Source organism: Microbacterium sp. RG1 (assembly GCF_005347485.1).
Classification (GTDB): Bacteria; Actinomycetota; Actinomycetes; order Actinomycetales; family Microbacteriaceae; genus Microbacterium; species Microbacterium binotii_A.
In genome coordinates, this window is sequence record NZ_CP034121.1 from 1583437 (window position 1) to 1607120 (window position 23684).

Annotated in this window: 26 protein-coding genes and 1 tRNA gene; 15 read left to right on the forward strand and 12 right to left on the reverse strand. The window is 67.6% G+C overall.

Features of this window, described 5'->3' with window-relative positions:
- On the forward strand, positions 1-678 hold the full coding sequence (locus tag EHF32_RS07610; protein WP_137417619.1) for a HEAT repeat domain-containing protein: 678 nt from the start codon (positions 1-3) through the stop codon (positions 676-678).
- Between the two features lie 12 nt (positions 679-690).
- Here EHF32_RS07610 and arr read toward each other — a convergent pair whose 3' ends face one another.
- From arr to EHF32_RS07635, 5 genes are all read right to left on the reverse strand, one after another.
- On the reverse strand, positions 691-1107 hold the full coding sequence (gene arr / locus EHF32_RS07615) for an NAD(+)--rifampin ADP-ribosyltransferase (protein ID WP_137417620.1): 417 nt from the start codon (positions 1105-1107) through the stop codon (positions 691-693).
- Between the two features lie 38 nt (positions 1108-1145).
- Positions 1146-1520: a hypothetical protein gene (locus EHF32_RS07620; protein ID WP_137417621.1), complete on the reverse strand. Its 375-nt coding sequence runs from the start codon at positions 1518-1520 to the stop codon at positions 1146-1148.
- A 23-nt stretch (positions 1521-1543) separates the two neighbouring features.
- Positions 1544-2251: an alpha/beta fold hydrolase gene (locus EHF32_RS07625; protein WP_202876839.1), complete on the reverse strand. Its 708-nt coding sequence runs from the start codon at positions 2249-2251 to the stop codon at positions 1544-1546.
- 327 nt (positions 2252-2578) lie between these two features.
- The gene (locus tag EHF32_RS07630) at positions 2579-3025 is read right to left on the reverse strand and encodes a GNAT family N-acetyltransferase (RefSeq protein WP_137417622.1); all 447 of its coding nucleotides are present in this window, start codon (positions 3023-3025) and stop codon (positions 2579-2581) included.
- A gap of 733 nt (positions 3026-3758) precedes the next feature.
- Positions 3759-4151 carry an HsmA family protein gene (locus EHF32_RS07635; protein WP_137417623.1) on the reverse strand — a complete coding sequence of 131 codons (393 nt, stop codon included), beginning with the start codon at positions 4149-4151 and terminating at the stop codon, positions 3759-3761.
- A gap of 197 nt (positions 4152-4348) precedes the next feature.
- On the opposite strand from EHF32_RS07635, the gene EHF32_RS07640 reads away from it, so the two are divergent.
- The 8 genes from EHF32_RS07640 (at position 4349) to EHF32_RS07675 (ending at position 13467) form a co-directional block, all read left to right on the forward strand.
- On the forward strand, positions 4349-5545 hold the full coding sequence (locus tag EHF32_RS07640) for an ROK family protein (protein WP_137417624.1): 1197 nt from the start codon (positions 4349-4351) through the stop codon (positions 5543-5545).
- A 51-nt stretch (positions 5546-5596) separates the two neighbouring features.
- Positions 5597-6601 carry an alpha/beta hydrolase gene (locus EHF32_RS07645; protein WP_137417625.1) on the forward strand — a complete coding sequence of 335 codons (1005 nt, stop codon included), beginning with the start codon at positions 5597-5599 and terminating at the stop codon, positions 6599-6601.
- Complete coding sequence (locus EHF32_RS07650) at positions 6598-7767, forward strand: serine hydrolase domain-containing protein (RefSeq protein WP_137417626.1); 1170 nt, start codon at positions 6598-6600, stop codon at positions 7765-7767. Before EHF32_RS07645 ends, EHF32_RS07650 begins: the two co-directional genes overlap by 4 nt.
- A gap of 147 nt (positions 7768-7914) precedes the next feature.
- The gene (locus tag EHF32_RS07655; protein ID WP_137417627.1) at positions 7915-9459 is read left to right on the forward strand and encodes an ABC transporter substrate-binding protein; all 1545 of its coding nucleotides are present in this window, start codon (positions 7915-7917) and stop codon (positions 9457-9459) included.
- 48 nt (positions 9460-9507) lie between these two features.
- Positions 9508-10449 carry an ABC transporter permease gene (locus EHF32_RS07660; RefSeq protein ID WP_137417628.1) on the forward strand — a complete coding sequence of 314 codons (942 nt, stop codon included), beginning with the start codon at positions 9508-9510 and terminating at the stop codon, positions 10447-10449.
- A complete protein-coding gene (locus EHF32_RS07665) occupies positions 10446-12209 on the forward strand; it encodes a dipeptide/oligopeptide/nickel ABC transporter permease/ATP-binding protein (protein WP_202876840.1) in 1764 nt (587 codons plus the stop codon). The genes EHF32_RS07660 and EHF32_RS07665 overlap by 4 nt, the downstream gene beginning before the upstream one ends.
- On the forward strand, positions 12206-13048 hold the full coding sequence (locus EHF32_RS07670) for an ABC transporter ATP-binding protein (RefSeq protein ID WP_137417629.1): 843 nt from the start codon (positions 12206-12208) through the stop codon (positions 13046-13048). The genes EHF32_RS07665 and EHF32_RS07670 overlap by 4 nt, the downstream gene beginning before the upstream one ends.
- The gene (locus EHF32_RS07675) at positions 13045-13467 is read left to right on the forward strand and encodes a DUF3237 domain-containing protein (RefSeq protein WP_137417630.1); all 423 of its coding nucleotides are present in this window, start codon (positions 13045-13047) and stop codon (positions 13465-13467) included. The genes EHF32_RS07670 and EHF32_RS07675 overlap by 4 nt, the downstream gene beginning before the upstream one ends.
- Before the next feature lie 57 nt (positions 13468-13524).
- Here the strand turns inward: EHF32_RS07675 and EHF32_RS07680 are convergent, their stop codons facing one another.
- From EHF32_RS07680 to EHF32_RS07690, 3 genes are read right to left on the reverse strand one after another with little or no spacing between them, the layout of a single operon-like run.
- Entirely contained in the window at positions 13525-14202 is a 678-nt protein-coding gene (locus tag EHF32_RS07680; protein ID WP_137417631.1) for an SDR family NAD(P)-dependent oxidoreductase, read from the reverse strand.
- A gap of 17 nt (positions 14203-14219) precedes the next feature.
- A complete protein-coding gene (locus EHF32_RS07685) occupies positions 14220-15065 on the reverse strand; it encodes an aldo/keto reductase (protein ID WP_137417632.1) in 846 nt (281 codons plus the stop codon).
- A complete protein-coding gene (locus EHF32_RS07690; protein ID WP_238343825.1) occupies positions 15062-15688 on the reverse strand; it encodes a TetR family transcriptional regulator in 627 nt (208 codons plus the stop codon). The genes EHF32_RS07685 and EHF32_RS07690 overlap by 4 nt, the downstream gene beginning before the upstream one ends.
- A 103-nt stretch (positions 15689-15791) precedes the next feature.
- Here EHF32_RS07690 and EHF32_RS07695 point away from each other — a divergent pair, with 103 nt between their 5' ends.
- Both EHF32_RS07695 and EHF32_RS07700 read left to right on the forward strand, forming a co-directional pair.
- Positions 15792-16622 carry an SDR family oxidoreductase gene (locus EHF32_RS07695; RefSeq protein WP_137417633.1) on the forward strand — a complete coding sequence of 277 codons (831 nt, stop codon included), beginning with the start codon at positions 15792-15794 and terminating at the stop codon, positions 16620-16622.
- Between the two features lie 55 nt (positions 16623-16677).
- Entirely contained in the window at positions 16678-17688 is a 1011-nt protein-coding gene (locus EHF32_RS07700) for a hypothetical protein (protein WP_137417634.1), read from the forward strand.
- A 519-nt stretch (positions 17689-18207) separates the two neighbouring features.
- Here EHF32_RS07700 and EHF32_RS07705 read toward each other — a convergent pair.
- From EHF32_RS07705 to EHF32_RS07720, 4 genes are all read right to left on the reverse strand, one after another.
- Entirely contained in the window at positions 18208-18633 is a 426-nt protein-coding gene (locus EHF32_RS07705) for a hypothetical protein (protein ID WP_137417635.1), read from the reverse strand.
- A 208-nt stretch (positions 18634-18841) separates the two neighbouring features.
- Positions 18842-18913, reverse strand: a tRNA-Arg gene (locus EHF32_RS07710).
- Between the two features lie 57 nt (positions 18914-18970).
- The gene (poxB, locus tag EHF32_RS07715; RefSeq protein ID WP_137417636.1) at positions 18971-20704 is read right to left on the reverse strand and encodes a ubiquinone-dependent pyruvate dehydrogenase; all 1734 of its coding nucleotides are present in this window, start codon (positions 20702-20704) and stop codon (positions 18971-18973) included.
- Between the two features lie 66 nt (positions 20705-20770).
- Positions 20771-21361, reverse strand: coding sequence for a TetR/AcrR family transcriptional regulator (locus tag EHF32_RS07720; RefSeq protein ID WP_137417637.1), 591 nt, complete (start codon positions 21359-21361; stop codon positions 20771-20773).
- Positions 21362-21503: 142 nt separating this feature from the next.
- On the opposite strand from EHF32_RS07720, the gene EHF32_RS07725 reads away from it, so the two are divergent.
- The 4 genes from EHF32_RS07725 (at position 21504) to EHF32_RS07740 (ending at position 23663) form a co-directional block, all read left to right on the forward strand.
- Positions 21504-22100, forward strand: coding sequence for a DUF6230 family protein (locus EHF32_RS07725; RefSeq protein ID WP_137417638.1), 597 nt, complete (start codon positions 21504-21506; stop codon positions 22098-22100).
- Complete coding sequence (locus EHF32_RS07730) at positions 22091-22573, forward strand: DUF6114 domain-containing protein (protein WP_137417639.1); 483 nt, start codon at positions 22091-22093, stop codon at positions 22571-22573. The genes EHF32_RS07725 and EHF32_RS07730 overlap by 10 nt, the downstream gene beginning before the upstream one ends.
- The gene (locus EHF32_RS07735) at positions 22570-23271 is read left to right on the forward strand and encodes a hypothetical protein (protein ID WP_137417640.1); all 702 of its coding nucleotides are present in this window, start codon (positions 22570-22572) and stop codon (positions 23269-23271) included. The genes EHF32_RS07730 and EHF32_RS07735 overlap by 4 nt, the downstream gene beginning before the upstream one ends.
- A gap of 113 nt (positions 23272-23384) precedes the next feature.
- Positions 23385-23663, forward strand: coding sequence for a Fe-S cluster assembly protein HesB (locus EHF32_RS07740; protein WP_137417641.1), 279 nt, complete (start codon positions 23385-23387; stop codon positions 23661-23663).
- Positions 23664-23684 lie beyond the last annotated feature (21 nt).

Sequence of the window (23684 nt, forward strand, 5' to 3'; positions counted from 1 at the left end):
ATGACCGATTGGCAGACGCGGTTGCGCCAGCTGCCCGTCGAGGAGTGGGCGATGCTGCTCGACGCGAGCTCCGGCCTGCCCGGCCCCCGCGCGAACACCGCTCTGGCCGCGGCATTCGCCGTTGTCGCTGACGAGTCCGCTCTCCTCGTGCTCGGCACCCGCGACGACGAGTTCACCGCGATGTGCGTCGCGACGGCGTACGGCGCTCGCGCCGACGAGGCGGAGTACGCCGCCGCCGCTCTGCACGCCGCATCCGATGGGCGATGGCGCGTCCGCGAAGGCGTGGCGATCGGGCTGCAGCTCTTGGGCGATCGCGACTTCGCGCGGCTGACCGAGATCGTGACCGCGTGGGCCGAGTCGGACGACCCGCTCGTGCAGCGCGCCGCGGTGGCGGCGATCTGCGAGCCGCGTCTGCTGCACTCCCCCGCATCCGCCGCCGTCGCCGTCGGGGTCTGCGGGCGCGCCACCGAACTGCTGGCTCGACGGCCCCTCACCGAGCGCCGAGAAGCGGACCTGCGCACCTTGCGTCAGGCGCTGGGCTACGGCTGGAGCGTGGCGATCGCTGCCGATCCCGCACCGGGTCTGGCCGCCTTCCTGGCGCTCGACCCGTCGGATGTCGACGTGGCGTGGATCATCGCGGAGAACCGCAAGAAGAAGCGCCTGTCCGTTCTGCTGTGATCGCGGGCGCGGTCAGTTGATGATCTGGGCGTCCGGGTTCTCATTCAGCGCATCGATGCGGTCCCGCCATGACTGCAGCGCTTCAGGCGCCAGGCGGGTCCAGTCGGTCACTTCCCGAACGATCCGCAACGGTGCGGCACTGCGGTAGGAGCGCGTCGGGTTGCCGGGGAACTTCTTGTCCGTCACGTTCGGATCGTTCTCGAACGGACCGGTCGGCTCCACCTCGTAGACGTGCGGGATCTCATCGTCGCCACGCGCCGCGATCTCAGCCGCAAGGCCAGCGCCGTCCACCAGCGCCGTGAAGTAGATGTGGTTCATCACGACCTCGGGACGATAGTTCGAGCGGTGTCCCGCGACCAGCAGATCACCGGGCGACAAGCGCACCTTGGTGCCGTGGAAGAAGGGTCCGTCGTCGAGTGCATCGCTCACCCGGCACAGGTTAGTCCTGTGAGCGGACGGATCGCCCGCTAGAGGTTCCGGTCCGCCTTGCACTGATCCCGGATCGTCTCGAACGCGTCGGATGCGGCCTGGAAGGCCGCCTTGCCGTCGGGGCTCGAGGGTGCGGCGGTCACCGCGTCGAGGGCCTTGTCGGCCTCCTTCATCTGCGCCAGCATCCACTCCGGCGCGCCGGTCGAGGCGCGGCTCACCGCATCCCGCACCGCCGCGCGCCCCTCGGCCACCGCACCATCCGCGCGACCGGGGGTCTCGGCGAAGCTCGCGTACTCCTGCCACGAGTTCATGACGTTGAGGCAGGCCTCCGCGCTGATGCGCGCGGAGGCGGAGGCGCATCCGGCCAGCGCCAGCACGGCGAGCAGGGGCAGGACGGCGAGACGGCGATACACGCCGCCCAGGTTAGGAGCCGAACTTAGGCGCTGGTTGACAATGCCGCATCCCGCGCCGCCGTGGCAATGACCTCCGCGACGGCTTCGGCCTGCGTGAAGTAGAGGGCATGACTGGCCGCGACGTTCGTGATGGTCGCACCGGCGCGCGTGGCCATGTGCTGCAGCATCGCCTGGTCGAAGGCGCGGTCGTCCGTGGCGATGACCGCCCAACTCGGCTTGTCGCGCCACGCGGCGTGGGTCACTTCGGCCCCGAAGACGGCCATGTTCACCGGCACCTGCGCATCGCAGAGGAAGGCCGCATCCGCATCGCTCGCGTCCGCAGCGAAGCCGGGCTTGAACGCATCCGGGTTGAGGAAGCCGAAGCCGTCGTCGCCGACGTCGATGACGAACTCCGGGGTGGGCGCGAAGCCCTCGTACTGCTCGCCGCTGGTCTGCCCCGCATCCGGGATCAGCGCCGAGACGTAGACGAGGCCCGCGACCTTCTCGTGCACGCCGACCTCGGTGATGACGGTGCCGCCCCAGGAGTGCCCGACGAGGATCGTCGGCCCGTCCTGTCGGTCGAGCACGCGTCGGGTGGCAGCGACGTCGTCGTCGAACGACGTCAACGGGATCTGTGCGACCGAGACCCGGTGCCCCGATGCCGTGAGCACGTCGTAGACGCCCCTCCACGCGGATCCGTCTGCGAACGCCCCGTGCACCAGTACGACGTTGGTGATCCCTACGTTCTCCATGATTATTGCCCCCTTCATCCGTGTTGCCAACACTCGTCGACTGTCGCAATATATTGCATACTGTGCGCGAGCACCAGGGCGGGCTTTGCGCGGGCATGCGTGTCTGAGTTGTGCACGCCGCGTCGTCTCAACGCGTGCACGATGGGGACACACAGGAAACAACCCGCGCTTCGTGTCTCATTGGTGCACGCCGGAGCGACCCCGAGCGTGAACCGTTGAGACACGCAGGTCTCTTGGGGCGGCGCGACAGATTCCGCCCGTGGTGCGGCGCGACAGATTCGGCCCGAGACGGGGCTGTGCGTCATTGGCCCGAGACGGGGCGGTGCGTCAGAGGTGCAGCAGGGTGCGGGACGACGTGAAGCCGACGCGTTCGTACAACGAAACGGCGAGGTCACTGCTGTGGACGACCACCCGCTCCGCTCCGCGCGCGGTCGCCTCGTCGACCACGTGCGTGATCAAACGCTCCCCGATCCCCCGCTCTCGGTAATCCGGATCGACGTAGACACCCTGCAGGTCGGCCGTGACGCGCGTCAGAGCGCGGGGACTCGGCACCCGCTCGGTGAACACCACCCACGCCGCTCCCCGGATGTCGCCCTCAACCTCCGCGACGTAACACTCGTGTCGCGCGGCGCGCGCCCACTCGACGAACGCCGTGACGAAAGCAACACGTTCCGTCGCCGGCACGGCGTTCTTCTCATCGACGATCGATGACCACCGCAGCTCGGCGACCGGAGTGAGATCGACATCGACGGCCCTCCGGATGCGCAGATCCATCCCCACACCGTAGACGGCCACGCGCCATCTCGCGAGGTGGCGCGCGTCAGGGATCGAGGGCTCGGCACCCGCTCGGCGAGCACCACCCACGCCGTACCCCGGATGCTGCCCTCCACTTCGGCGATGTAGCACTCGTGCTGTGCGGCGCGCGCCCATTCGACGGACGCTACGGCGCATCCGCCCATCCCGCCGCGAGACTGCAGATCGGTCACGAGATCACGGGTAGACACCGTGATCTCGTGAAGAAGATGCAGTCTCACGCCGACGGATGCGGGTCGAATGGCGACGACCCCAACGGTCACCGTGAACAACGGCTCCGCTCCGCTCCTCGAGATGCTCGGAGTTCGTGAAGCATGGGACCTGGGGCCGAACGGCGACGTCCCTGCGCCGACGCGTTCGACGAGTCGTTCATCGCGTGGCCACCGGAGCCGTTCGAGGATGTCCGCGACGCCGGCGCCGTTACTCTCGACCAGACGCCGGAGCCGCGCGAGCTACCGTCACGACAGAAAGTCGATGACTGTGACGCCCGCCTCCGATGAGGGATGCACGCGGTCGCTGACCTCGGCTTGATCGCGAACAGTCAGCCAAGGAGGGTGCATGAGTGTGACAGCGATCTGAGCTGCGCTTGAAGCGAAGTATCCGACCCTCCCCCCTCCGCCTCTTCCACGAGGCCATGCGGGTGCAGGCTCACGCGCGCACATTGAGCACTCGACCCGCCGCGGCCGAGACCGACTCACTTCACCATGGCGCTGGCCGCACCCGCGAGGTAGGGGACGAGCCAGATCGCCCACACGAGCAGGCTGAAGCGGTGGAACGCGATCAACTCACGCTCACGGTCACGGATGAGGACGACGATCGCCCAGAGCAGATGCAACGCCATGAGCAGGATGGCGGCGGTCCCCGTCCACGCCATGAGTACCGCGGCGGGTCCCTCTTCGACGCCCATCGCCCTGCGGTCGGACGCAATGAGCCTCATTAACGCGGTTCCCGTCGCGTCCGCAGCCAGACCGGCAGCGAAGAAGAAGACGTGCCACCACTTCAACCTGCGTTGGATCCGCTCGGACCAGATGCCGACAGTGTAGAAGACGAGAGCGAGGGTGATGATGACGATCGCAATGATCAACATGCGACAACACTAGCAAACCTTCAGTACACCTGAAAGCGCTATAACCACACTAATCTGCATTAATTACGCGCATTCGCTCATATTAGAATCGGAGCATGGTCGCTTGCGTCGCAAAAAAACGGCGTATATCTTCCACTTATCCCCTATATGAGGGGCCTTTTAACGTCAATTGAACGTATTTTCACGATGGAGTGAATGTGTCAACGAACACGACGCGCGGTCGGATCCTCGACTACCTCGCGCTCGAATCCGACGCGACGGTCGCACATCTGGCAGCAGCCCTGTCCACGGCACGAAGCACCGTCCAGCGCGCGCTCGACGCGATGGTTGAGCAACAGGAGCTCCGCGTGCTCGAGGAGAAGTCGTCAGGCGGACGTGGTCGGCGTTCGCGGCGATACCAGCTCGCCGAGCGGCCCCGGCCGGTCCTGGTGTACATCGAGGCACCCGAGGAGGTCGTGGTGCGCGCCGTCGAACGCGACGGGACGGTGCTGGGTGCCGCATCGACGCGCCGCGAGTCCGCCGGACCACTCACGATCGATCAGATCATTGAACTGTTCCGCTGCGCTGCAGAGAACGCGGGCCGTGAGATCGCAGACTTCGCGGGGGCGGTGGTGGGGGTTCCAGGCCCGGTGACGACCCTTCGCAGCGGCGACCCGGCACCGCATCGTCGTTCAGCGTTTGCCAGCTGGGGCAGCAACCCTCCCAGCATCCGCCAGCTGCAGACCTGGGCCGGCGAAGACCCGGTCGAGGTCTTGGAGACTCGCCTGGGGCTGAGGGCCGTCATGGAGAACGACGGCAATCTCAGCGCGCTCGGCGAATCGCTTCTGGGCGCCGGACGCGGCGGCCACATCGTGTTGTGCCTGTCGCTGGTTCGCACGACGGGAGGCGGCATCGTCGTTGACGGACAGCTGCGTCCCGGACGCAGCGGTATGGCCGGCGAGATCGGTCACCTCTCGGTGCGCGCAGACGGACCCCTGTGCCCGTGCGGCAATCGCGGCTGCTTCTGGTCCGAGGCCGGCTACGAGACGCTGCGTATCGAGCTGTCCACCGTCGTGGGCCACGATCTCTCCCCCGCAGATGTCGCAGCGCGCGTGGCCGCAGGCGACTCGGTCTTCGTGGCGGCGCTACGCGACTTCGGTGCCCGGATCGGCAGCATCATCGCCCCCGTTGTAGGCATCCTCGATCCCGACATCATCATCGTGGACGGCGCACTAGGCGCGGCAGCGGAGACCGTCACCGTCGGGATGCGAGAAGCCCTCGTGCGCGACAGCTCGCCGCTCGCCGCTCGTGATCTCCGCGTCACATCCGGCGAGCTCGGTGACGCCGCACCTTTCGTCGGCGGTGCCGCGCACTTCCATCGATCGCTACCCGCCGCCACACCCGCTCACGTCTGACACGGCCGCGCCAATCGCCTCCGCATTCAGCATCTCTCCTCGAGGAATCACATGAACGACGACCCCCTTGACCCGATCAACCGCCTCCCGCTCGCGGGTGTGTGGACGCCTGAGTATGCCGAGCGCGTGGCGATGATCGAGGACCGCCCGGTCAATCCGCTCGAGCTGACCGAGGAGATGCTCGCAGAGATGGAGGCCTTCGGCCGACCATTCGGCGCGGCCGAACCCACCTCGGCACGAGTGACGAGCACAAGCGTCGACGGCCCCCATGGCCCGATCCCCGTGCGCATCTACGAGCCCACCGACGAATCGGGCGCCGCAGCGGGAGCGCTGCTGTGGCTGCACGGCGGCGGCTTCATCGGGGGCGACCTCGACATGCCCGAGGCGGATGCGGTGGCGAGAGGTCTCGTCACGCGCGCGGGCGTCGTCGTCGTGAGCGTCGACTACCGCCTGTGCGTGGGAGGGGTGCACCACCCAGTTCCGCACGACGACTGTTGGGCGGCGTATCTCTGGCTCCGCCAGAACGCCGGCCGATGGGGCGTGCCGACCGACCACGTGCAGGTGGGCGGAGCCAGCGCCGGCGGCAATCTCGCCGCATCCATCGCGCTGCGCGCGCGGGATGAGGGCGTGAGCCCCGCCGCCGCGCTGCTGCTCTACCCGGTGCTGCACCCTCGACTGCCCGCGCCCGATGCCGAGACAGCTGCGTGCCTGGCGCAGATCCCGGCCCCCCTGCGCTTTCCGGAGGAGGTGACGGTCGCGATGAACGAGAACTTCCTGGGCGGACCGCTGTCAACCGCCGACGCGCTCTCCTATCCGGGTCTCGCCCACGATCTGCGTGGCTACTGTCCCACCTACATCGAGATGTGCGAGTTCGATGACCTGCGTCCGTCCGGGGCAGCGTTCGCAAGCGACCTGCGCGCCGCTGGCGTCGAGGTGACCGAGGTGGTCGCCGCGGGCGTGCCGCACGGTCACCTGAACGCCATCGGCTCCCGGCACACCGCAGCAACACTCGACCGCATGGCCGCCGTGCTGATTCGCAACGGGAGCGGCGAGTGAGGGGCGCAGGCGTCGCGGAGGGGTGGGGCGCGGTAGCGGACGCATTTCATGCCAACTTCGTCGACCCTGGCGAGGATGCGGCAGCCGTCACCGTGTACCACCGCGGGCGGAAAGTGGTCGATCTCGTCGGTGGAAGGGATGTGTTGCGCGGGCGCACGGTCGCTGACGACGCGCTCATGATGGTCGCTTCGTGCAGCAAGGGGATCACCGCGACATTGCTCGCCCTGCTCGTGCAGGACTCACTGATCGACGTCGAGGCACCCGTCGCACACTACTGGCCGGAATTCGCTACGGCGGGCAAATCCAACGTCACCGTCGCCATGGTCGCCTCGCACACCGCGGGCCTGCCCTACCCGCCGCTGGGAAGCGGGCTGAGCGGTCTCGATCTGCACCGGGGCCCCGCGGTCACGGCCCTTCTGGCCGGCGCCACGCCGATGTGGGAGCCAGGCACCGCGATGGCCTACCACCCGGTGACATACGGCACGCTGCTCGATGAGATCGTTCGGCGCGCTACCGGCGTCGACCTGGCCACGCACCTCAGGCAGCGCATCGCCGGACCGCTGGACGTGGAGATGTGGTTCGGGGCCCCGTCGTCGGTGTTCGACCGCGTCGTTCCCGACCGGTGGCCGCCCGCGGCGCCTTCTGTCGAGGAGGAGGCGCCGGTCGGTAGCTACGCGCACACCCGCACCCTCCACATGCAGGAGGAGCCGCCGATGACGCTCGACCACACCGACGATGCCGCCCTGGCCGCAGCATACGGCGCTTCTCGGCCGGCAATCGGGGCGATCACCGACGCACGGTCGCTCGCGAAGATGTACGCGGCCACCATCGGAGAAGTCGACGGTGTGCGTCTACTCACCGACGACACGCGGCGGTTCGTCACGACCCCCCGCACGGACGAGGTGGAGACACTGGTCGAATCCGGCACGACCGGGCCCGATATTCGATTCGGCCTCGGTTTCCAGCTCTCGTCGCCCAGCATGCCGGGATGGGGCCCGGCGTCGTTCGGGCACACCGGAGCCGGTGGCCGACTGGGCATCGCCGATCCCGAACGCGAGCTCGCCCTCGGCTACGTCTGCAGCCGCATGTCCGGCATCGGACCCAGCGGCGACGCGCGCTGGCGCCGTCTGCTAGATGCCGCCGCCGCCGTGCAGGAAGGGCAATGACATGACCGCGCGCGCCGCTCGAGCACCCCCGCCCTCGCTCATCCCCGCCTCCCCCGCACACCTCGCGCTCACACCCCGCACCCTAAGAAGACTCCCGTCAGGTCGTCGCAATGTCGCACGGCCGACGAAGCAGAGAAAGCAGACATCATGAAGTTCCGGAAAGCACTGGTGGTCGCCGCCGCGGCAGCCGCGCTCACCCTGAGTGGTTGCGCGGCGGGCGGTACCTCCGTCCCCACCGACAGCACCCTGACCGTCGGGTTCAACAGCCCGCCCATCTCGCTCGACCCGCTACGTGCAGCGAACGGTCAGGGCCGCTGGTACGAGGACCCTGCGTACATGTCGGTGCTGCAGATCGACGACGACAACAACGTCGTCGCGGGCCTGGCCGACAAGTGGGGCTACGTCGGCGACGACAACACCACATTCCGCTTCACGCTGCGCGAAGGGCTCACCTTCGCCGATGGCACCCCGGTCAACGCGCAAGCCGTCGTCGACTCGTTCGACTACTTCCTCGCCAACGGCTCCGGCCCGACACGCGCGTACTTCCTCGGCATGACCGCGACCGCTCTCGACGACACGGAAGTCGAGTTGAAGACGCAGACTCCCAACCCGATCATCGACCAGCTCCTCACCCAGGATTATTACGCCTTCTCGCCGATCAGTGCTGCCGGGCTCGCCGACGACAACGCGCGCGCCGGTCAGACCTTCGGAGTGGGCCCGTACGTCCTCGACACCGCGCAGACCGTACCCGACAGCACCTACGTGTACGTGCGGAATGATGCGTACTTCGACAAGGATGCGGCAAAGTACGAGAAGATCGAGATCAAGGTCATCCCCGACGCCGCACAGCTCGTCCAGGCCCTGAACACGGGGCAGGTCGAGGTCATCCAGGTGGACGCGAACGTCGCCAACACGGTCAGCGACAACGTGGTCATGGATGCCCGGGTGGGCGCGTGGAACGGCCTGTACCTCACCGATCGAAACGGGACCGTGGTTCCCGCTCTCGCCGACCCCAAGGTCCGACAGGCGCTCGCTTTGGCCATCGATCGACCGGCCGTCGCGACCGCCGCGCTCGGCGAGTACGGCGAACCTGCGTACCAGGTGGCTCTGCAGGGCGACCCGTCGTGGGGATATGACCCGTCGTTGGAGGGGCTCTACGACAAGGACGTGGATGCGGCCAAGGCGCTGCTGGCGGAAGCCGGCTACCCCGACGGATTCTCGTTCACCGTGCTGTTCCAGGGTCCCAGCCCGAGCGATTCGAAGCTCGCCCAGGCCCTCGCGGCCCAGTTCCAGGAGATCGGGGTGACCATGGAGCTGAAGTCCGAACCCGACTTCGGCGCCTGGGTCAACGACTTCGTGTCCGGGCAGTACCCCGCCACCATCTTCGGCGGATCAGGACTGCCGATGTACCTCATGTCGCAGTTCGCGTGGACGCCCGACGCCATCATGAATCCCTACAAGGTGAGCAACGACGACGTCAACGCGGCCTTCGACACCCTGTCACGCGCAAGCGGGGAGGACGCAGTCACCGCCGCTCAGGCTCTCACCGCCGTGGTCACCGAGCAGGCGCTGACGATCCCCGTCGTCAACCAGAAACTGATCTACGCACACGCGAAGTCGGTCGACGGATTCCGTTGGATCGGCGACACCGGTCTGCCCAACTCCATCCTGAGCTGGTCGCCCGCTTCGTGACATCCGGGTGGGGCGGCGCCGTCCGCCGCCCCACCCCTGGAGAACCCCATGCTGAATCTGATCTGGCGCCGCCTCGCCCTGTCGATCCCCCTCCTCTTCCTCGTCTCGATCATCACGTTCGTGATCCAGAGTTTCCTGCCCGGCGACCTGGCACGTTCCCTCCTGGGCGTGAGCGCCACCGATCAGCAGTACCAGGCGTTGCGCGCGGCACTGCACCTGGACCAGCCGGTCCTGGTGCAGTACGGCATGTACATCGGCGGCATCTTCCGGGGCGACTTCGGCACCTCGGTCTACACCGGACAACCCGTCCTGCAGACGATCGCCCAGCGTCTGCCCGTGTCACTCTCCCTCATCGTCCTCGGCACCGTCATGGCCGCAGCGATCGGGATCCTGCTCGGAGTTCTCAGCGCCACGCGAGGACCGGTGCTTCGGCGACTGGTCGATGTCGGGTCGCTCGTCGGCGGCGCACTGCCGAACTTCTGGCTCGGCCTGGTCATCTCGCTCGTGTTCGCCGGAGCACTGGGATGGTTTCCCTCCACCGGGTACGTTGATTTCACCAGTTCCCCCGGGCTGTGGGTGTGGTATCTCGTCCTGCCGGTGTGCGCGCTCGCGATCGGCGCCATCGGGATCGTCGCCAAGGTCACGCGCGATCAGATGATGACGACCATGCGCCAAGGCTTCGTGCGCACTCTCCGGGCGGCGGGCGCCTCCGAGGCATCGATCATCTGGAAGCACTCGCTTCGCGGATCCGGCGTCGCGATCCTGACCGTGCTCGGCATCGTCTTCGTCGCCTCCCTCTCCGGAACCGTGCTGATCGAGAACGTCTTCGTGCTCCCCGGCCTCGGATCCCTCGCCGTCTCGGCCACAACACGACACGACATCCCCGTCATCCAAGGCATCGCCCTCGTGCTCACCGCGATGGTGATCGTCGTCAATCTGCTCATCGATCTCGCCTACGGCCTGATCAATCCGAAAGTGCGCCTCTCATGACCATCATCGTTCCGGCAGGCATCCAAGAGCCCGCTCCCTCTGCGCGGCGCCGACAGGGAAACCAACTGGCCTCCATGCTCGGGGTGAATGTCGTCGCCACCGCGGCCGCCGTGATCGTCCTCGCGGTCGTCGCCCTCGTCGCCCTTGCGCCCTGGATAGCCCCGTACGATCCGCTGCAGCAGGACCTCCAAGCGGTGCTGCAAGCGCCGTCCGCCGCGCACTGGCTCGGCACCGACACCCTCGGGCGCGATACGCTCTCGCGACTTCTCTTCGGTGGGCAGCCCGCCCTGACGGGTACGGCCGTGGCCCTGGCGGTCTTCGCCGCCAGCGGCATCCTGCTCGGGCTTCTAGCTGGATACCTCGGCGGCTGGGTCGACCGGGGCATCGGCGTGCTGGTCGACATCATGCTCTCACTGCCGGGAATCATCATCGTCCTGGCGGTACTGGCGGTGTTCAGCCAGAACTTGTATGCCGCGATGATCACGTTCGGCTTCCTGCTCTCATCCAGCCTCATCCGCGTCGTCCGCGGATCGGTGCTCGCGATCCGCGAGGAGCTCTACGTGTCGGCGGCCGAGATCTCGGGCCTCCGTGCCGGTCGGATCATGCTGCGCCACGTTCTGCCCGGCGTGACCGGTCCCGTGATGGTGCAGCTGGCACTGTTCACCGGAGCGGCGCTCGGGCTGCAGACCGGCCTCGGTTTCCTCGGCCTGGCCACGGCTCCGCCGTTGCCCAGCTGGGGCGGGATGGTCGGCGAAGCCGCCTCCGTGATGTTCCAGTCTCCCTTCCTGCTGATCTTCAGCGGTGGGATCATCACGCTCATGACCCTGTGCTTCGCCCTGATCGGCGACGGTGTGCGTGACATCAACGAGGGACGCGTCACACGTCGAGGCGGCACGCGCGCCCGCCGCGGCCTGCGCGATCGGTCGCGCGCCGCAGCACTGTCCGCGGCGGAGCGAACGCCGCCTGCAGGCTCGCTGCTGCGCGTGAGGGACTACTCGATCGCCTTCTCCCAGGCCTACCCGGACGAGGTGGTGCGCTCGCTGGACTTCTCGATCGACCGCGGTGAGATCGTGGGTCTCGTGGGCGAATCCGGCAGCGGCAAGACCATCACCGGCTTGTCTCTGCTGGGCCTGCTGCCCGACGGCGCCGCCGTGACATCCGGCGGGGCATGGATCGAGGACACACTGCTGACCGGCGCGAACGCAGCGACGCTGCGACGCATCCGCGGCAGAAGGATCGGTCTGGTCTCGCAGGAGCCCATGGTCGCCCTGGACCCGCTCTTCACCGTCGGCTCCCAACTCGACGAGGTGCTGCGCCGGCTCACCACTCTCCACAGCACTGAGCGCAAAGAGCGAGCGGCAGACCTTCTACGCTCGGTCGGATTGAGCGATCCGGCGCGTATCCTGCGCAGCCATCCGCACGAACTGTCCGGCGGCATGCTGCAGCGCGTGTCGATCGCCATCGCGCTCGCGGGCGAACCGGACCTCATCATCGCGGACGAACCGACAACCGCGCTGGACGTGACGGTGCAGGCCGGCATCCTCGATCTACTGCGCAGCCTGCGCGACAGTCGTGGGCTCGCCGTGCTGTTGATCACGCACGACCTCGCGGTCGTGGCCGATGTGTGCGACCGGGTCCTGGTGATGCAGCACGGAGAGATCGTGGAGTCGCGTGCGGCCGTCGACCTCTTCCAGGACCCCGAACACCCCTACACCCGCGTTCTCCTGGAGAGCACGCCGAGTCTGGTGGAGATCAGATGAGCACCTCACCCACTGCCCTGAACGTCCAGCATCTCGCTGTCGAATATCCGAAACGGCTGCGCAACCCCGCGCGCCGCGTGATCGACGACGTGAGCTTTTCCATCCCGGTCGGTCGCACGCTCGCGCTGGTCGGCGAGTCCGGCTCGGGGAAATCGACCATAGGGAAAGCCATCCTCGGGCTCGCTCCCATCACAGCCGGCAGCATCGTGCTCGGCTCCCGCGACATCACCACGCTGCCTCTTCGCCGCCGGCGAGAGGTCGCCAGCCAGTTGCAGGCCGTGTTCCAAAACCCGTTCGGCTCGCTCAATCCAGCGCTGACGATCGCGCAATCGCTCGCGGAGCCCATCCGCGCGATCGAGGCTGTCTCAGCAGCCGAGATCCGCAGCAGGTGTGCCGAGGTCATTGAACGCGTCGGACTGCCCGTCGATGCCCTGCGCCGGTATCCCGCGGAGTTCAGCGGCGGTCAGCGCCAGAGAATCGCGATCGCACGCGCGGCGGTGATGCGCCCCGGCGTGATCGTGTGCGATGAGCCGACGAGCGCGCTCGACGTCACGACTCAGGCGAAGGTGCTCACGCTGCTCGCAGACCTCCAGTCATCGCTCGGTGTCTCCTACCTGTTCATCACACACGATCTGGCGGTCGTGCGTGAGTTCGCTCATCAGACGATGGTTCTGGACGGCGGCAGGATCGTCGAGTCCGGTGAAACTGTGTCCTTGTGCGATCGTCCGCAGCATCCGTACACGCAGGCGCTCGTGGCCGCAGCGCCCGTCCCCGACCCCGTCGTGCAGCGACGACGACGCGAAGAACGACTGCGCAGGCAGGAGGAGGACGCCGCATGAGCATCCGTCCCGTGACGACGCTGATCGTCGAACTCGGCCCCGTCTACGACATCGGTCCCCTCCCAGGGGGGTTCCGACGCGTGATCTCGATCGCAGGCGGCTCCATGACCGGACCCGTGCTGACAGGACGCGTTCTTCCCGGCGGAGCGGACTGGAACACCGCACGAGAAGACGGCAGTGCGGACGTCTGGGCCCGCTACACCGTGCAGACCGACGACGGCGTCACCATCGGCATCATCAACGCGGGAACCCTGCCCGCCGACGCGGATCCGGACGCATTCGTCACCTCGCCGCGACTCGAGGTTCCTGACGGCGCGCTCGCTTGGCTCAGAGACGTTCCACTGGTCGGCACACTCGGACCGGTCCTCGGACGGACCGACGCGGTTCGCATCGGCATCTTCTCGGTGCACGCGCAGTAGTTGTCGAGGACCGGTTGCGGCGACTCGTCGGAGCACCGTCACCCACAGACCAGTCCGTCACCCTCGCAGAAGGACCTCGTGCGAGACCGGGGTTGCGTGGATGCGCCAGATCGTCTCGGCGATCTGATCCGCGCTCATCGTGACCCGGCCGGGGATTGTGTGGTCGGAGATGGCGAGCTTGAGCGCGAGGTGCGTGACGTGCACCCCGTCGGGCGCGACGGCGTCTGCGAGGTTGAGGGCGTAGTTTCGGAGCGCACCGGTCGCTGCGGAAATATTGCCGAAGTAGGGAACCGGTTCAACCGACCCCCCGCCGGTGACGAAGACGATGGCGCCCGTTGCCCGTGCCCGCATCTCGGGGAGGACGCTTCGAGCGGCGGTCATCGCGCCATAGAGGTAGAACTCGATCTGCGCTTGGGTGTTCTCGGGGGCGGTGTCGAGGATGGCGGCCGCAGATAGCGCCGGACTGGTCACGTCTGCGGGAGAGAACTGGAGCACATCGATGCCGGCGAAGTGCGCCGCCGCGTCACCGAGTGCACCCGCCAGGGCCTCCCTGTCGAGGAGGTCCGCAGGAAACGCGGCCGCACGGATGCCCTGGCCGGAGAGCTCGTCGACCAGTGTGTTCAACGATCGTGCGTTTCGTGCGATCAGCGCGACGGAAAAGCCCTCATGTCCGAAGCGTCGTGCGACAGACAGCCCGAGGCCGTGTCCGGCTCCGACAATGGCGATCGTAGGCATGGTGTCTTCTTCCGAGGTCAGGAAACGGCGTCGAGCAGGGTCATCTGCTCAGCGGTGAGGCGGAGCGCGCCGGCCTGGACGTTCTCGTGCAGATGGGTGATCGAGCGGGTGCCGGGGATCGGGATCGTCACGGGTGAGCGGTGGAGGATCCAGGCGAGGGCGACTTGAGCGGGCGTCGCACCGCTCTGCCGGGCGACAGTTGCCAGTGGGCTGCCGGAGTCCGTGAGTCCGGCAGTGCGGATGGGGAACCAGGGGATGAATGCGATACCCCGATCAGTGGCGTAATCGAGCACGGGTTGCGAGACACGAACGGCGAGGTTGTACATGTTCTGAACAGCAGCGATCGGCGCGGTGCGTTCTGCTTCTTGCAGCTGTTCCAGCGTGACTTCGGACAATCCGATATGACGGATCTTGCCCTGCTCCCGCAGGTTCTGAAGCGCGCCGACCTGGTCGGCGATCGGTACTGCGGGGTCGAGTCTGTGCAGCTGCATGAGGTCGATGGTGTCGAGCCCGAGGGTGCGCAGCGACAGTTCCACCTGCTGCACGAGGTACTCCGGTCGCCCGAGCGGGATGAAGACGTTCGGTCCGGTGCGAACGGTGCCCACCTTCGTGGCGATCACGACGTCATCACGGTAGGGCCGCAGCGCATCGGCGACCAGCCTTTCGGTGACGGCGGGACCGTACGAGTCGGCCGTGTCGATGACGTTCACGCCGGCGTCCACCGCCGCGCGGATGACCCGGATCGCCGCAGACCGGTCGGCGGGCTCACCCCACACCCCGTCGCCGGTGAGTCCCATCGTTCCGAATCCGATACGCGTGACGGGGACGTCGCCTCCGATGGCGAAGGTGTCGGGGAAGGTCATGTCGTCTCCTCTGATGCGTCGTCGGATGCTGGTCGGTCGAATCCTCCCCCGGCGAGGGTGAGGTTGTGGCGTGCCGCGTCGAGGAACTCTGAGAAGGGATTGCCGGCGTCCCAGTGCTCGTAAGCGGCACCCACGGCGGCCATCGCCACATCGAGCTGCAGCCGCGCGATGGCGGAGCCGCCGGAGCGCTCATCGACCCAGGCGCGCAGGTCGTCCGCGATCCAGCGGCTGCCGCGGGCGAAGACTGCAGACATCTCAGGCGTCGAGGATGCCTTGATCTTCCTCAAGGCGACGAAGGATCCCTCGATCGAGCTCAACCCCTCCAGGAGGCTTCCGGTGATCGCGTCCCACAACGGCTGCGTGTCTGCGTGACGCTCCCGGATCTGCGCCCACGTCTCCCGCTCTTCGGGGTCGGGTTCCGTGACGGTGTCCTGCTTGGCAGGGAAGTAGTTGAAGAACGTTCCGCGCGACACGTCCGCTGCGGCCGCGATCTCGTCCACGCTGACCGCGTCGTAGCCGCGTTCGGCGAACAGGGCAAGTGCGGCGTCACGGATCGCGCGACGCGACTGCAACTTCTTCCGCTCGCGCAAACCCCGCTGCGGCGGTGTTCCCAACTCGATCACAAGGTAAACGGTAGCACAATCATGAACTTGGGTATAAGTTGTACTTCGGTATAACAATCGACGCGGGGCGCAACCTGCATCTCGCCAGAGGAAGGAACGTGACATGACCAAGACCTGGTTCATCACCGGCGCATCACGAGGGTTCGGGAGACAGTTCGCCTTGGCCGCCCTGCGTCGCGGAGACCTCGTCGTCGCGACCGCTCGCGACGTCGAGACCCTCTCAGACCTCCAAAAGGAGTTCGGGGATGCCGTCCTGTCCCTCGCCTTGGATGTGACCGACCGCAGCGCCGTCTCTGACGCCGTCGCCGCGGCGTTCGAGCGGTTCGAGCACATCGACGTCGTCGTCAACAACGCCGGCTATGGGCTCTTCGGCATGGTTGAGGAGCTCACCGAAGAGGAGGTGCGCGCCCAGCTGGAGACGAACTTCTTCGGCGCGCTATGGGTGACTCAGGCGTTCCTTCCCCACCTGCGCGCCCAGGGTTCCGGGCACATCGTTCAGATCTCCACGATCGGCGGCGTGGGCGCGTTCCCCTCGCTCGGCGGCTATCACGCATCCAAGTGGGCCCTCGAGGGTCTCAGCGAATCGCTCGCACAGGAGGTCGCGGGCTTCGGCATCCACGTCACCCTGGTCGAGCCGGGCGGATTCGCGACGGACTGGGGCGGATCATCTGCCGTGCACGCGGCGCCGAACCCCGCCTACGACGACGTGCGCGCAGCGCTCGGGGCCGCCCGACGCGCAAATGCCCCGGGCGACCCTGTCGCCGCCGGTGACGCACTCCTGCAGATCGTGGATGCGACCGAGCCGCCGCTGCGCGTGCTCTTCGGCTCGCAGCCAACCCAGCTGGTGCGCCATCTCTACCAGCAGCGCCTCGACACCTGGGCGCGGTGGGAGCACGTCTCCCACGCGGCGCAAGGCAATACCGCGCAGCGCTGACCTCAACTCGCGCGGCATCCTGCCACGCACCCACCCCCTCCTGAAAGGAACACTCATGTCCACCACCGACAAGCGCCAAGCGCTCATCCTCATCCCCACCGGCGGCGACCTGCCGCTCGCCTCTCCGACCGAGGTGCCCTCGCTCCCCGTCGGGTTCTTCCTCGTGGAGCTTGCCGGCATCCTCGAACGCTTCGAGGACACCCACGAGTTCACCCTCGTCACTCCCGACGGGCAGGTGCCGATCATGGACCTCAACGGCATCGCACTGGCCTACCATGCCGTCGACGAGCTCGGCCCGATGATGCAGGCCACCCGCGCCGCTCAAGCAGGCGACGACTTCGACGTCGACACCTACCGTGCGCAGTTCGCATCACTGGTCGAACGTCGCGAGCGCGAACTGAAAACCCTGGAGCGTCACCTCGGCCGACTGCGCCTGACCCCGGCGCTGCCGGCCACCGACCGCGAGGCCGCCCTGATGCACGACACGCTCGCCGCGCGACTGGCAGCCCTCCCCGAAAGGACGTTCGCCTCGGCACGAGAGATCATCGAACGACACCGCAACCCAGAGGACAGCTTCGACCTCGGCGAGTTCGACTTCATCCACGCCCCCGGCGGTCACGCGCCGATGGTGAGCTTCCGCGACGACCCCTGGCTCGGCGAGCTGCTGCACGTCGCCCGCGAACGCGAGGTCGTACTCTCCCTCATCTGCCACGCACCCGTCATTCTCACCTCCACCCAGTTCCGGGTGGACGCACATGGCGAGAGCTACCGGGTGGAGGACAACGCGTTCTCCGGCATCACGGTCAGCACCGTCCCGCAGGCCGCCGAACGCATGGCAGAAGACTACGGCTACCTCCACCAGCCGACCCCCGGCGAAACCCGCCTGACGTACTACATCGACGAGGCACTGGAGCAGGCCGGCATCCACAACCTGCACAAGCCCAACCCCGCCTCCGTCGAAGTCCACCCGTCGCCGAGCGTCGGCCTGCTCTCCACCAACGGCCCACAGGGCATCGACGCGCTCGCCGAGAGCGTTGCCCGGAAGATCGCTGCCGTGACCGCGTAGCACTGGGTCACGGCAGCCCGCTCCCCCGACCCGGCTCGGATCGGGGGACGACCTCACAAAGCGGTCACTTCATCGAGGCGCGTCCCTTTGGTGGAACGAAACCCGTCTGCGCCCCTTGCTGCGATCAGGCAGCGAGGGGCGCAGACGAATCAGCCGAGGGAGATCCGTCTCGCGAGTGCGCGGACGTCGATCGCACGACTGGTAAGCCCGGCCGAAAATCTCGATAGGGAAAAGAGGCGCACGTACACCCGCGCGATCTCGACAAGGCCGGCATCGCGCGCGGAGAACACGACGAACATCGGCTGTCACCGTCACCACCGCCGTCTTCGGCCAGCGCAACGTCGCCGCGATCGACACCTACTTCGGCCCCGTTTACACGCAGCACTCCACGCTCGCGCCAGACGGCCTCGACAGGCTCCGGTGACAACTGATCGCTAGGGCGGGGAGAGGTCGGCGGGAGGATGTTGATCGCTCGTCGCGGCTGGAGCGGCGGCATCGTGCGGCGCGCTCCGCCTGTCGTCAAATAGTTGGATGACGGCTGACGATCTCTCTCCAGACATCTCCAAGGGGAGGTCCACCTGGGTGGGGCGCGTGCTCGTATGCCTCCGACAGCGCCTGCGCTTGGTCGGGCGACGCGGCTCGCTGTTCGATGTAGCGCACGATCGCCGAGTTGCCGAGGTTGCCGATAGGGGCTTGATCCTTGGCGTCCGCGGGCGCGTTCGGGTTCTCCCTCGCGATGACGCCCACGTGGTCATCACGTTCAGCGAGTCTTCCGAGCACCGACTCGGGCGCGTCGAAATTTCCGGCGAGCCCGGCGCGAGCGTCTTCGTTGCCCACTTCGATGATCGCCTCGCAGGCCTCGATGCTCAGGTCGGATCTACCGCTGGCAGACCACAACTCATCCTGAGCCATTAACCGGATGCGCGTCACTTCGTCTTCGCTCATGCGTGAACCTCCGTCTACCGTATGTGCTCTGCGGGCGATTGGGATCAAGACTGCCCGTACACATCCCGAAGAACCATCACGGGATGGTGTACGAGTACGACATCTGCTCCCGCCGGCACGCAGAGTCCCCCACACAGACGAAGGACAGAAGAAGGGATCGAGAACACGGCGTCTCCGGCCTCTCAGGGTTCACGTGACGTGACTTCGGTGCCCCTGGAGGGATTCGAACCCCCGACCCGCTCCTTAGGACGGAGTGGCTCTTCCACTGAGCTACAGAGGCTGGCCCATCGAGTCTATCGGCAGCGACGCGATGGACAGGTGACGCGACGCCGCCCGCTCAGTCGAACAGGCGACGCCAGAGGTTCGTGTCGGCCAGATCCAGCAGTTCGTCGCCACGGCCCGAGAGCACGGTGCGCAGCGCCCACAGCGAGAAGCCCTTGGCCTGCGCCGCAGTGATCGACGGCGGCATCGACAGCTCCTCGCGGGCGACCACGACGTTCACGAGCACCGGACCCGGGTCGGCCAGCGCGCGCCGCAGCGCGGGCTCGAGGTCGGCGGCACTCTCGACGCGGATACCGGTGATCCCCACCGCCTCAGCCACGGCAGCGAAGTCGGGGTTGTGCAGATCGGTGCCGTAGTTGACGATCCCGGCCGCCTTCATCTCGACCTCGACGAAGCCCAGCGCCGAGTTGTCGAACACGACGATCTTCACCGGCAGATCGTTCTGACGGATCGAGAGAAGGTCCCCCATGAGCATCGCCAGCCCGCCGTCGCCGGCGAGCGCGATCACCTGGCGGGATCGGTCGACGGCCTGCACACCGAGCGCCTGCGGCAGCGCGTTGGCCATCGAGCCGTGCGTGAACGAGCCCAGCAGACGTCGCTGCTCGGTCATGTGCAGGTAGCGCGCCGCCCAGATGACGGGCGTGCCCACATCCGCCGTGAAGACCGCATCCGGCGCCGCCAGCTCGTCCACGAGACGGGCGACGTACTGCGGGTGGATCGGCTTCTTGCCGTCGTCGTTCGCGAGCCCGTCGAGCTCGCGCCGCGTCTTGCGGTAGTGCTCGACCGACTCCTTCAGGTGGTGCTCCTTGCGACCCTCATCGATCAGCGGCAGTAGAGCGGATGCGGTCGCACCCGCATCCCCCACGAGCCCGACGTCGATGGGGGTGCGGTGTCCCAACTGCTCGCCGCGGATGTCGATCTGCACGATCTTCGCCTTCTCGGGGAAGAACTGCCGGTACGGGAAGTCGGTGCCGATCATCAGCAGCGCATCGCACTTCTCCATGGCGCGGTAGCCGGAGGAGAAGCCCAGCAGACCCGTCATTCCGACGTCGTAGGGGTTGTCGTACTCGATGTGCTCCTTGCCGCGGAAGGCGTGCACGATCGGTGCCTGCAGACGGCCGGCGAGCGCCAGCACCTCGTCGTGGGAACCCGCTACTCCGGCCCCCGCGAGGATCGTGACCTTGCCCGCCGCGTTCAACACGGCGGCCGCCTCTTCCAGCTCGGATGCGGACGGCACGACGACGGGGCGTGTGGCGCGGATCGGCGCGGACGGGCGTCGATGGGGAGCATCCGCGAAGAACACATCGCCCGGAACGACGACCACCGCCACCCCGCGCTTCTCGACCGCTGTGCGCATCGCCGTCTCGAGCACCCACGGCAGCTGCGCCGGGTCGGAGACCAGCTCGGCGTAGTGGCTGCACTCGCGGAAGAGCTCCTGCGGGTGCGTCTCCTGAAAATACCCACTGCCGATCTCGGCGGACGGGATGTGGGAGGCGATCGCCAACAGCGGCACGCGCGAGCGGTGCGCATCGAAGAGGCCGTTGATGAAGTGCAGGTTGCCGGGGCCGCAGCTGCCGGCGACGACGGCGAGCTCCCCCGTGATCTCCGCCTCGGCCCCCGCCGCGAACGCCGCGGACTCCTCGTGCCGCGCGTGCAGCCATTCGATGCCGCCGTCCTTGCGGAGAGCATCCGTGAAGGCGTTCAAGGAGTCGCCGGGCAACCCCCAGATGCGGGTGATCCCGGCGTGACGAAGAGTGCGGACGAAGAGTTCTGCGACGTTTCCGGCCATGGCACCACGCTAAAGCGGACCGACGGATCCGGCTAAGACGATTGACGAACGGCCCCCCGACGTGTGTCAGGGAGCCACGGCGGACACGACGCCCTGCACGCTGCGCTCGAGGAAGCCGACGATGTCGTCGATGTCGACGTCGTCATCGACGGCCAGCTCGATCAGCACGTCCTCGGCGAATGCCACCCAGGAGCGCAGGGCGACGTCGAGCAGCGGGCTGGCGGGAACTCCCAGCTCGGCGAACACGTCGCGCAGACGCTGGGCGTTGGCATCCCGAGCGCGGTCCACGACCACCCGCACCTCGGGGTCGCCGCTGGCGACGCCGCGCACGAGCGAGAAGAAGGTGCCGCGGTTCTCGCGCACGAACAGCGCGATGCGGCGCAGGGTGTCACGCAGCCGCTCCACCGCGGCCAGCTCCTCGCGCGGATGGGTCGCCTCCAGCAGCGCGTCACCCGCGCGCGCGACCACCGCCTGATGAAGGCCCTGTCGCGAGCCGAAGTAGTGGAAGATCAGCGCCCGCGAGACCTCCGCCCGCTCCGACAGCTCCTCGATGGTCAGGTCGTCGAGCGGCCTGTCCGCCAAGAAGGCGACGCCGAGGGCGACCAACTGCGCGCGACGCTGCTCCGGACTCAGCCTGGTGCGCCGCTCACTCCCCATAGCCAGAGCCTAGGCGAGACGTCGGCTGCGCTCGGGGTGAGAGTCCTCTCATACCCGCTCTCACGCTATTGACAGTTCGTCAACGAGGTCTAGGCTCACTCACCGACGGCATCGTCGCCGTCCCCTCACCCCCGGAGGATCGATGAAGTTCCCCAACATGGTGCGCTCGCGCGCCGGTCGTGTCGCCCTGGCCACCATCCCTGTCGTGGCCGCATCCAGCCTGCTGTTCGGCGGTGTCGCGCAGGGCGCCGTCCCCGTCTCGTTCGCGGTGTCCGGCAGCGAGTTCCAGATCAGCGCCTCGCAACTCGAGGGCAGTGGGTTCTCGCAGTACGCCGGCGTCACCCAGGACACCGCCGGCAACCAGCACTCGGTCGCGATCGCCAACATCGCCTCGGCGACGCTGGCCGATCTGTGCCAGTCCGTCGTGTCGGACACCCCGCTGGGCAAAGTCGGCGTGCTGATCACGGCCGGCGGCGGCGGAAACCCGGCGAGCGCCACGAACCTGCAGATCGGCATGACGGGTCTGCGCGGCGACTCGTCCTTCGGCAACATCCGCATCGGCGTGGATGCGTCCACCGTCAACACCGCGGCCAAGGGATCCGCGGGCGACTTCGCGCAGGATGCCGACACGGTGAGCATCGCGAACCTCCAGCAGAACTCCTGGAGCACCCAGGCGTCGACCTTCACCTTGACGGGGATGAAGCTGGAGCTGACCGACGGAACGAAGACATGCTTCTGAACGCCACGCGCCGCTCTCTCGCCGAGCGCGAGGCCATCGAGGAGGAGCCCGCGAAGAAGCCGTCGCGCTGGCGCGCCTGGCGCACGCAGCGACCGTTCGTCGGCGGCGTGTTCGTCATCGTCGCAGGTCTCGTGATGTTCCTGTCCAGCCAGCTCGATTTCGGCAAGCTGCACATCCAGCTCGGTATCGAAGGCCTGCAGGCGACCATCGTGCCGCTGGCTCTGGTCCTGCTCGGCGCCCTGTCGATCTTCATGCCCGCACACCGCATCTTCTACGGCGTGATCACTCTGGGCCTGGCCGTGTACTCGATCGTCGGGGTGAACCTCGGAGGGTTCATCGTCGGGATGCTGCTCGGCTGCGTAGGTGGCATCACGGTCGTCTCGTGGGCGCCGCGGTCCGGTGAGGCCGCATCCGCGCTCGCATCGGGCGAGGAGCGGGAGGTGCGAACCAACGGCGAGAAGGAGACCGCATGATCCGCCGCCTGCTGCCCGTCGCCCTGGTCGCGGCACTGGTCGCGAGCACCGGCGCCGCCGCCGCTCCGACCGAGCGACCGATGGCGTGGTGCATTCCGCTGTTCATGTCGTGCGACGACCCGACCCCCGCGCCGTCGCCCACGCCCTCGCCTAGCGCATCGGAGGAGTCCGGCCTGCCCGGACTCCCGGACCTCGGCGGGCAGAGCCCCACTCCGAGCGCGACGCCCACGCCGCAGGCATCCGCCGAACCGGAGGCGCCCGTCGAGGCGGTACCGGACGAGAGTGCCCCCGTGTTCACTCAACCGCCGGCGCAACTCGGCTCGGACGGCCTGTCGATCAGCGGGCTCAAAGGCATCTCGCTCGTGACCGTCCCCCTCGCCGACGGCACCCGAACCCACGCTCTCAAGATCAGTGCGGACAGCATCACGATCACCGGCTTCGCCCTGACCGTGGGGCATGCCGAGGGCCCGGCCCTGGTCACCACGGCGGACACCATGACGCTCTCGGGCAACGTGTCGGTCTACCTGAACTCCCTCACCGCGACCGGGGCCGACGGCACGTCGTACACCCTCGGCGCCGAGACTCCCCCGCCGCGCGACGGGATCACCCCGACGCTCCTGCGGGTCACGCTCGGACTCGTCGGGGCGACCGCCGATTCGATCAGCTACTCGAACACCGACCAGCGGCTGACGTCCTGAAAAGTTCCCGGTGAACCTCGTGTGAGTTCGATCCGATCCGCGTGCAGGGGTTGATTCCGCTTCGGATTCTCGGAATCGTGGCCGGTCCGCAGACATCGATGGAAGGGAGCACCATGCTCACTCTGACGGAGAACGCTGCTTCGGCGGTCAAGACGATCTCGTCTCAGATCCCGGCGGAAGGTGGCGGGCTGCGCATTCGCGACACCGGCACCGAGACCGGATTCGAGCTCGCGCTCGCTGCCGCCCCCGAACCGCAGGACGCGGTGGTCGAGACGTCGGGTGCTCGCGTCTTCGTGGACTCCGGTGCGACGGATGCCCTCGACGACAGGGTGCTCGATGCCGAGGTCGGCGACGACGGCTCGGTCCGTTTCGCCCTCGGCGTCCGGGGCTGAGACCCCGCCCCAAGGCCCCCG

Coding starts and splice junctions, on each gene's coding strand:
- EHF32_RS07670 (WP_137417629.1), top strand. CDS start 12,206: ATGAGCACCTCACCCACTGCCCTGAACGTCCAGCATCTCGCTGTCGAA.
- EHF32_RS07645 (WP_137417625.1), top strand. CDS start 5,597: ATGAACGACGACCCCCTTGACCCGATCAACCGCCTCCCGCTCGCGGGT.
- EHF32_RS07660 (WP_137417628.1), top strand. CDS start 9,508: ATGCTGAATCTGATCTGGCGCCGCCTCGCCCTGTCGATCCCCCTCCTC.
- EHF32_RS07625 (WP_202876839.1), bottom strand. CDS start 2,251: ATGGAGAACGTAGGGATCACCAACGTCGTACTGGTGCACGGGGCGTTC.
- EHF32_RS07635 (WP_137417623.1), bottom strand. CDS start 4,151: ATGTTGATCATTGCGATCGTCATCATCACCCTCGCTCTCGTCTTCTAC.
- EHF32_RS07630 (WP_137417622.1), bottom strand. CDS start 3,025: ATGGATCTGCGCATCCGGAGGGCCGTCGATGTCGATCTCACTCCGGTC.
- EHF32_RS07735 (WP_137417640.1), top strand. CDS start 22,570: ATGATCCGCCGCCTGCTGCCCGTCGCCCTGGTCGCGGCACTGGTCGCG.
- EHF32_RS07700 (WP_137417634.1), top strand. CDS start 16,678: ATGTCCACCACCGACAAGCGCCAAGCGCTCATCCTCATCCCCACCGGC.
- EHF32_RS07720 (WP_137417637.1), bottom strand. CDS start 21,361: ATGGGGAGTGAGCGGCGCACCAGGCTGAGTCCGGAGCAGCGTCGCGCG.
- EHF32_RS07675 (WP_137417630.1), top strand. CDS start 13,045: ATGAGCATCCGTCCCGTGACGACGCTGATCGTCGAACTCGGCCCCGTC.
- EHF32_RS07610 (WP_137417619.1), top strand. CDS start 1: ATGACCGATTGGCAGACGCGGTTGCGCCAGCTGCCCGTCGAGGAGTGG.
- EHF32_RS07680 (WP_137417631.1), bottom strand. CDS start 14,202: ATGCCTACGATCGCCATTGTCGGAGCCGGACACGGCCTCGGGCTGTCT.
- EHF32_RS07705 (WP_137417635.1), bottom strand. CDS start 18,633: ATGAGCGAAGACGAAGTGACGCGCATCCGGTTAATGGCTCAGGATGAG.
- EHF32_RS07655 (WP_137417627.1), top strand. CDS start 7,915: ATGAAGTTCCGGAAAGCACTGGTGGTCGCCGCCGCGGCAGCCGCGCTC.
- EHF32_RS07730 (WP_137417639.1), top strand. CDS start 22,091: ATGCTTCTGAACGCCACGCGCCGCTCTCTCGCCGAGCGCGAGGCCATC.
- EHF32_RS07685 (WP_137417632.1), bottom strand. CDS start 15,065: ATGACCTTCCCCGACACCTTCGCCATCGGAGGCGACGTCCCCGTCACG.
- poxB (WP_137417636.1), bottom strand. CDS start 20,704: ATGGCCGGAAACGTCGCAGAACTCTTCGTCCGCACTCTTCGTCACGCC.
- EHF32_RS07725 (WP_137417638.1), top strand. CDS start 21,504: ATGAAGTTCCCCAACATGGTGCGCTCGCGCGCCGGTCGTGTCGCCCTG.
- EHF32_RS07665 (WP_202876840.1), top strand. CDS start 10,446: ATGACCATCATCGTTCCGGCAGGCATCCAAGAGCCCGCTCCCTCTGCG.
- EHF32_RS07740 (WP_137417641.1), top strand. CDS start 23,385: ATGCTCACTCTGACGGAGAACGCTGCTTCGGCGGTCAAGACGATCTCG.
- EHF32_RS07695 (WP_137417633.1), top strand. CDS start 15,792: ATGACCAAGACCTGGTTCATCACCGGCGCATCACGAGGGTTCGGGAGA.